The following is a 2,019-nucleotide window of genomic DNA, read 5'->3' on the forward strand; positions in this document are numbered from 1 at the left end:
CTGCCCGCCCCGTTCACCGGTGCGGCGCGCACCCCCGTCGCCCGACGCACGGTTCGCCGCCTCCGGGCGCTCCGCCCCACCCCGAAGTAGCCGCCCGCGCCGGGATGCTGCCCACCGCCGCATCCCGGGCGGCGGCTGAGGCCGGTGAGGGCCAGGGGTCAGAAGGGCCGGAGGGTCAGGAGGAGCGGGCGCCGAGGTCGGTGGCGAGGGCTTCGGCCTGCTTGCGGTCCTGGTAGCCGGTGAACTGGAGTTCACCGTTCTTGATGGTCTCGCTGACCTGGGGGGCCATCAGCAGCCGGTCGCCGCCGAGCAGCACGGCGACCCGGTCGCCGGGCGTCTTGTTGCGGGAGAGCCGGCCGGTCAGGTCGGCGAACTTCGCCGCGTCGCTCTCGGTGAGGGAGATCTGCACCGTCCAGCCGATGCCTGACCGGGTGCCGTCGGCGGTCCCCACCGACCGGGTGCGGGTGACGGTGAGAGCCGGCTCGTCCAGGGTGAGGCAGCCGTCGCCCTCGGCGACTCCGACGTTCACCTTGCCGTCGAGGGGCTGCTCTTCGGGGCACCTGGTCTCGGCGACCGCGGCCACCTGGTGGAAGGTCAGCTCCTTGGCCAGCGGGCCGCCGGACGCCTTGGCACCGTCCGGCGAGGGCCCGGCGTCGTCCTGCCCCCCGTTGCCGCAGGCGGTCGCGGTGAGCGCGAGCAGGGCCGCGCCGATCATCAGCCGTCGGCGGGCACTGTTCAGAATGTTGGTCATGGGCGGAATCGTCCCATTCCGCTCCTGACTCCGGGGGTGTTCCGGGCTCGGATCACCGTGGAGTGGTCCGACACGAACCCTTGTCGGAGCGTTGCGGCCCCGAACCGTTCCAGGGGCGCCCCTCCCGTCCGGTGCGCACCGGACATGGACCCCTTCCCGGAAGCGCTGCCGGCGGCAGCGTCGGCCCGGCTCGGTCGGCTCAGCGTGGGTCCTGCTCGGTCTCCGCGCCGAGTGCGTCCAGTGTCTGCCGGGCCAGCGTCGGCGGGTCGGCCTCCACGGAGAGGGTGACGCCCCTCTCGTCGTCGGCCAGCGGCTCCAGGACGGCGAGTTGGGAGTCCAGCAGCTCCAGCGGCATGAAGTGGCCCTTGCGGCCGCCCATGCGGGAGGCGATCAGCGCGCGGTCACCGACCAGGTGGACGAAGAACAGGCCGGGCGCGGCAGCGCGCAGGCGGTCCCGGTAGGCGCGTTTCAGTGCGGAGCAGCTGACGACTCCGCCCCGCCCGGTGCGTTCCCGGGCCCACTCGCCGATCGCGTCGAGCCACGGCCACCGGTCGCTGTCGTCGAGGGCCCTGCCGGCCGACATCTTGCTGATGTTGGCGACGGGGTGGAAGTCGTCGGCCTCCGCGTAGGGCACGTCCAGGTGCTGCGCCAGCAGGCGGCCGAGCGTCGTCTTGCCCGTCCCGGACACTCCCATGACCACCACGGTGTCACGACCTCGCATGTGCTGACCTCACTGTTCCTCGGGTTTCCGCCGCGCCGCCGCGGCCCCTCACCGCGCTCCGGCCCGGTCCTGGCCGGGCGGCGGCCCGGGGCCGCCGTGGAGGGCGCGGGCACGTTCGGCGGTCCGGATGCGGTGACGGGGCCCGGTACGTCGCCGCGTCGTCCTGTGCGGGTACCCGGGTGACGCGGTTCTGCCCCTGCCGAGGACGAATCGAAGCTGGCCGCCCTCACGTGGGGCGTCCCGGCGACACGGGGACGGTCCCGGGCAGCACGGGGAACGGCAGGGCCGGCGGGGCCGCGCGCCGGGGTTCGGCGCGTTTCGTGGCGCGCCGGGTGCGTCGGACGGGTCCCGGCAGGGAACCGTTCAGGGGGCGGATCGCGTCTCGTGGGTCGGAGGCGCGGTGTGCGCCGGACGGTCGGCGGTGCGCGGGGCACCGCGGGAGCGGAGCAGGGGGTCGGTGATGGTCTGGGGCACGAGCAGGCAGGGGCGGGCGCTGGGCGCACTGGCCTCGGTGGCCGCGCTGGCACTGGCGGTGGGCTGTGACGCC

3 protein-coding genes are annotated in these 2,019 nt (G+C 74.7%); all 3 read right to left on the reverse strand.

The window, feature by feature from the left end; all coding sequences use genetic code 11:
• Nucleotides 1-175: 175 nt before the first annotated feature.
• Nucleotides 176-751 carry a SecDF P1 head subdomain-containing protein gene (locus ACYVE9_RS24485; protein WP_461030073.1) on the reverse strand — a complete coding sequence of 192 codons (576 nt, stop codon included), beginning with the start codon at nt 749-751 and terminating at the stop codon, nt 176-178.
• A 199-nt stretch (nt 752-950) separates the two neighbouring features.
• Entirely contained in the window at nt 951-1,472 is a 522-nt protein-coding gene (locus ACYVE9_RS24490) for a gluconokinase (protein WP_461030074.1), read from the reverse strand.
• 363 nt (nt 1,473-1,835) lie between these two features.
• Nucleotides 1,836-2,019, reverse strand: a 184-nt coding sequence (locus ACYVE9_RS24495; protein WP_461030075.1) for a hypothetical protein, incomplete at its 5' end; no start/stop codon positions are given.

This window comes from Streptomyces sparsus (genome assembly GCF_054776295.1).